The sequence below is a fragment of the Vibrio sp. 03-59-1 genome, from assembly GCF_013114135.1.
In the GTDB taxonomy this organism is placed as follows: Bacteria; Pseudomonadota; Gammaproteobacteria; order Enterobacterales; family Vibrionaceae; genus Vibrio; species Vibrio cortegadensis.
The window spans coordinates 1-2,283 of sequence record NZ_VTYA01000048.1 but is presented as its reverse complement, the minus strand read 5'-3'; the positions used below and the strand labels follow the sequence as shown (position 1 = coordinate 2,283).

The window sequence follows — 2,283 nt, the reverse complement described above, 5'->3', positions numbered from 1 at the left end:
TGAAGTAGATGCAAAAATGCCAAGCGTTGAGAATCCCTCTTAAATGCTTTGTTATATTGCCCGCACGACAGAGCCAAGTTTAGCGCCAAGGTGCTGAATTGGTTGTAAATCTACTGGCTTTGAACTCAGAAGTAAAACAGATAGTTCGAAACTCAATCATAGACAACAAAACGCACTTGGCTAAGAAACGAAATGAGCTGAAATTGGAGTCATTCGAAGAGCCAGAATAGCAAAGAATTCGAGCGAGAAACCTGACAGCAAAGTGCGCTGAAGCCACAATTTTCAATGAAACCCCCACCCAAAAGAAGCCGCGAAAAATGAACTTGAGCCAGCGAAACTTACTAACGAGGAGACTTGCGTGACGTTGCAGCTAATTAACCGCCACACTTTCTACGTGCGATGGTCATTTTGATGGCATTTTTCACGAGACGAACAGGTGTGTAGTTCGGACGCAGAACAAAGATAAACGGATAATTTAACCCTTTGAATCTTATGCAATATAACGCCGCATTAAGTGGTGAACAACGCAACCACTCAACCTTAAACCTTGCCACATTTAGCACTTAAGCTGACCTGAACTGAAATTGCCAAGCGTTGAGAATCCGTCTTAAATGCTTTGTTAGCTTTTTCTCAACCACGCTGCAATTTTCGATGTAAAATCCGATTACTACTTTTCAGTGCTGTGAATTTAAACAAAACAAATAAGCAAAACATTCCCGCTAACTTAAGCTTCATATCTAGTGGTAATAGCCAAAATTCAGGCTTAGTAGCCAAATAAATGATGAACAGTTCATACATCAAGCAAACCAACACAACAGTATAGCCCCACGTCATTTCAAAAGTATCAAACCAACGCTGAGCTCTTGCTGGCATCATTTCATACAGTGATGGAGGCATATTGGTTTGATGTTGACTGAACTTCCTAGATAGAAAATCCCAAGCATCGCGCATAAATCGTTGCATATGCTCGGTATATAGCGTCTTTATGATGAAAGATAGTAGTACGACGGATGCACCAATGCTTACATGAGATTCAAAGCCCAGTTCATTTAATAAACTCAATTCTTCCACGCTTCCTCCTGAAAGCTAACGCCGCGTTAAGTGGTGAGCAACGCAGACCACCGAACTCAAAGTATTGTGCCGTAAACACCGATTTTGAAGCAAACCAAAAATGCCGAGCGTTGGGAATCCGTCTTAAATGCTTTGTTATATTTTACTTTCTACATAGCTTGGGACATCAATTTTTTGCCCACCTTGAGAAAAGTGAAGATCAAATGCATAAGCTAACTTCTCTAGCGGTGCTTCGTTATAACCAACACTTTGAACCTCGGTGATGTAGCGTTGCAAAAAGCCAATAGCACCAAAAGTCTTCCATTGGGCAACATGCACCAACTCGTGAAAATGCAAACGTAAGTTCTTAGCGACACTCGGAACAATATAGTAAGTGTTCTTGTATGTTATGCCTTGGACTTCCATATCAAGAAAATCACCTAGACCCGCTTGGCGTAATTCTGGAAAATCTGGTTTTGGGATACTATCAACGACTACAAAATATGAGTCAGCTAGAAACTCTTCAGAGTAAAAACCAGCAAATTCAGTCGCAAACAACGCACAACTTTGCCGTTGACTAGAAAACCTTTCATTAGTTAAATCAATCCATTCTTCGATTCTGTTTAGCACAATGAACTCCAATAAAATATAACGCCGCGTTAAGTGGTGAGCAACGCAGACCACTGCACTTAAAGTATTGTACCGTAAACACTAAATTCAAAGTAAACCAAAAATGCCAAGCGTTGGGAATCCGTCTTAAACGCTTTGTTATGAATCATTTAGCTTAACGTACACAACCTGTTTAGGGTCTCCAACCTTAGTGCAATCTTCATCAATTTGGTCAGCTAAGGCATCACCATAATTATCACGAATATATGACAATACTTCTGGACGACTAAAGGTTGATGATCCTTTGGATTCACCATAGTACACGTTTCCATAATCAAACCTTACAGAGCCATGTTCCTGTAAAAGAGGTTTAATTTCGTCCTTAAGTGATTTTTCTTGATTAAGTAACTCTTTAATTTGTCGTTTTGTTTCAATTAGATCCTGAGCTAGTTGCTCGATTTTAGTATCGTTTTCCATAACCTAACCTATTTATTTTGTAACGTTGAAATTTGAGTGATTCATAACGCCCAATTAAGGTGCGATAACGCTAGAAAACCCAGACTAAACCATTGCGCCGTAAACACAAAATTCAAACCAGAGTGAAATCGGCAAGCGTTAGGAGTC

Annotated in this window: 3 protein-coding genes; all 3 read right to left on the bottom strand. The window is 39.9% G+C overall.

Going from position 1 to position 2,283, the window contains the following annotated elements:
• Positions 1-630: 630 nt before the first annotated feature.
• The 3 genes from F0249_RS19690 to F0249_RS19680 all read right to left on the bottom strand — a co-directional run bounded on the left by F0249_RS19690 (position 631) and on the right by F0249_RS19680 (position 2,136).
• Positions 631-1,071 carry a hypothetical protein gene (locus F0249_RS19690; RefSeq protein WP_171757606.1) on the bottom strand — a complete coding sequence of 147 codons (441 nt, stop codon included), beginning with the start codon at positions 1,069-1,071 and terminating at the stop codon, positions 631-633.
• Between the two features lie 135 nt (positions 1,072-1,206).
• Positions 1,207-1,680 carry a hypothetical protein gene (locus tag F0249_RS19685; protein ID WP_161755582.1) on the bottom strand — a complete coding sequence of 158 codons (474 nt, stop codon included), beginning with the start codon at positions 1,678-1,680 and terminating at the stop codon, positions 1,207-1,209.
• 138 nt (positions 1,681-1,818) lie between these two features.
• Positions 1,819-2,136, bottom strand: a complete 318-nt coding sequence (locus F0249_RS19680; protein WP_171757605.1) for a hypothetical protein — start codon at positions 2,134-2,136, stop codon at positions 1,819-1,821.
• Between the last annotated feature and the right edge of the window lie 147 nt (positions 2,137-2,283).

Bases quoted from the DNA above. Each gene is read 5' to 3' on its own strand.
- F0249_RS19680 (WP_171757605.1), bottom strand. From the start codon at position 2,136: ATGGAAAACGATACTAAAATCGAGCAACTAGCTCAGGATCTAATTGAA.